We start from the raw sequence: 2,353 nt of genomic DNA, 5'->3' as shown, positions 1-2,353 counted from the left end.
GCGAGCGCAGACCACGCCGCCCCGTAGTCACGCATTGCTGCATTGACCCGACTACTCTTTGACACCTGACTGTTCCACGCACTTGCGCTTACGTTCGGCGTTCAGATAGTTCCCGCGACAATAGCGCTCGAGAATCGAGTTGTACCCCACGATGATTTCGCGGTACTGCTCGGGAAACTCCCTCAGCGCCGCAGCCGTAAAATCGTTGATGGTCTCGAACCTCTCGCACATGATGAAGCCGACCAACTCGAAGAGCATGTCCTGCTTGTCCTTAGTCGAGAGCTGTTCGAGCTGACCAATGTCGAAGTTGTTTCCCTCGATGCGTGCTTCGACCGGATACAGCTCCTTGCCCTTCTTGCGACAGGAAGCCGTGTCGTGAATCAGATAGTCATACGCATGCCTGATGTTGTTGATTGGCTCGGCTGACGAACAGCACTTCTTGCCGTCCGCGCTCAATCGGTTCAAGACGTTGATGATTGCCTTGCGTGTCGTGTTGCCGCCCCAGACAACAATGACGTGCGCATGCGTCTTGCGCTGCTTGCTCTTCTGGTCATGGTCTATGTCGTGAACCGCATAAGCGAAAGGCACTTGAAGAATGTCGTCTATCTCGTCCTGCCAGTCATCGCGCATGTTCTCTGGGTAGCAGATGCCCTCCCAGAGCTTCACCTTCGTCTCGCCAGCGTTTGCCGCCATGCTATAATCTCCTTGTCTCGAATGCCCCTGCTGCCGCCAAGCTTGCTGGGGCTTTTCTTTTTTTATCTGCGCTTGTAAACCTCGCGTCTATGCGCAACATCGACCACGAGAATGACGAGCCTGCCGTCATTGATGTCGCACAGGATTCGGTAGTCACCGACCCTGTATCGCCACACGCCTGCCAAGTTTCCCGTCAATGCCTTGCCCCTGCTTCTTGGGTCTTCGAGCTTCGCTATCTCGTCAAGCTCGTCAAACACCCGCGCGGCAACGCCCTTATCGAGCTTGCGCATCGCCTTGTCGGCGTTCCTCGTGAAATCAATTCGCCAGGCCACAGTGCGCCCTTACCTCGTCGATGCCGTAGGTCTCAAGCCTGCCAGCACGATAGTCCTCGATATCCTTGAGAATCCCGTACTCGTACTCGAAACGGTCGATAGCTTCTTGCAGGGCTTCGTTAACGTAGAAGCTCCTCGACCTGCCAGTCTCCTTCGCAAGACGGCTGTAGCGCTCGTTCAACTCGGTTGGAATCCTCATTGATGTGACCGCGGTAGCCATGTCGCACCTCCTTGTCGTGTATTACAGGTACTACTATAACACATCATCTAGCCCGCCCGCGATACGTCCTCTGCGGTGCAGCGTGGTCGCGGTTCCACGCATCCGCCGCCCGCTGCGCATCGCGCAGCACGTCATTAAGGCTCTGTTGCCTTGGCTGCTCCCTGCGCATCAGATATTCGAGCGGGCGTGCCGTCCTTCAGCACCTCGTCCTTGTGGACGTATCCGCCCATCATGTTGTCGATACCGAACTTCTTCGACAGGTACCAGTACGTCAGGCGAAAGAACCTATCCTCATCGCCCCTGCGCACATTGTCGGGAAGCGTCACAACAACGTCAGCCATAACGACCGCATCCTTGCGCGTGGCACGCTTCCCTGCGGCCTTCTGGGCTTCGTTCACGCGCTCGATGCGGCTCTCCACCGTGCCCCAGTTCGGCTCGCCCTCGCGCGGCTCCACGCGCCCCACAACGAGCTTGCCGTCCTTGTTGGTGTAGTGACCGACAACCAAGTCGTTCTTGATGCGCTCGGGGTCGATGTTGTCGCGCTCCAGGCTGCTGCGGTCGCGCCTGTAGTGAGCGAGCATGTGCCCGACCGATGGAGCCTTGTATTTCGCTATGTGTGCCATGTCTGAACCGCCTTGCGTGAGATTTTAGTCGCCTAAAGTCTAGCACGTTAGACCTTAGCTACGCTAAGGACGTGCCCTGCGGGGCTTCTCCGCAATCCTCCCAGCGGTCGAGATTGCTGCGCGTCATCGGTGGCGGCACCTCTTCCTTGCCCGCTCGGCTACGCCGAGATGGAGGGACTTCGCCCCTCCAAACCACCCCACGAATCACTGTCGGTATCGGTATCGGATATCGGATTCCCATGGGCGAGGTCGTAGTACCTCGCCCCCCTGTGGTCATTTGTCATTTGTCATTTGTCACATTATTTTTCGGACGTAGTTAGCGAAAAATAATGAGCCGCCCGATTCTGCAGGTCTCATCCAGTCGAGACACGGGCAAGGAAAGGGTCGATGGAGCAGAGCGTCCATCGACCCTTAATCAAGTCTGGTCTATTCGGTTGGCCGTCGCGTCAATTCCGCAATCCGTGAACGAGTCGGCTTAGATCTGC

General features: G+C 57.0%; 4 protein-coding genes. All 4 read right to left on the bottom strand.

Annotated features, from left to right (window positions below):
* Positions 1–51 precede the first annotated feature (51 nt).
* Entirely contained in the window at positions 52–693 is a 642-nt protein-coding gene (locus ACQY6Y_RS08640; RefSeq protein ID WP_428379974.1) for a Rep family protein, read from the bottom strand.
* Between the two features lie 62 nt (positions 694–755).
* On the bottom strand, positions 756–1,025 hold the full coding sequence (locus ACQY6Y_RS08635) for a type II toxin-antitoxin system RelE family toxin (protein ID WP_035138972.1): 270 nt from the start codon (positions 1,023–1,025) through the stop codon (positions 756–758).
* On the bottom strand, positions 1,009–1,245 hold the full coding sequence (gene relB / locus ACQY6Y_RS08630) for a type II toxin-antitoxin system RelB family antitoxin (protein ID WP_428379973.1): 237 nt from the start codon (positions 1,243–1,245) through the stop codon (positions 1,009–1,011). Before relB ends, ACQY6Y_RS08635 begins: the two co-directional genes overlap by 17 nt.
* Positions 1,246–1,379: 134 nt before the next feature.
* Entirely contained in the window at positions 1,380–1,868 is a 489-nt protein-coding gene (locus tag ACQY6Y_RS08625) for a plasmid recombination protein (protein WP_428379972.1), read from the bottom strand.
* Positions 1,869–2,353 lie beyond the last annotated feature (485 nt).

It is taken from the genome of Olsenella sp. Marseille-QA0557, assembly GCF_965119725.1.
GTDB lineage: Bacteria > Actinomycetota > Coriobacteriia > Coriobacteriales > Atopobiaceae > Coprovicinus > Coprovicinus avistercoris.
Note: the sequence above shows the minus strand (reverse complement) of the source record. Positions and strands in the feature narration are given on the sequence as shown.

What these genes read in the sequence shown, in the direction of transcription:
- ACQY6Y_RS08640 (WP_428379974.1), bottom strand. Translation starts at nt 693, where the DNA reads ATGGCGGCAAACGCTGGCGAGACGAAGGTGAAGCTCTGGGAGGGCATC.
- relB (WP_428379973.1), bottom strand. Translation starts at nt 1,245, where the DNA reads ATGGCTACCGCGGTCACATCAATGAGGATTCCAACCGAGTTGAACGAG.
- ACQY6Y_RS08625 (WP_428379972.1), bottom strand. Translation starts at nt 1,868, where the DNA reads ATGGCACACATAGCGAAATACAAGGCTCCATCGGTCGGGCACATGCTC.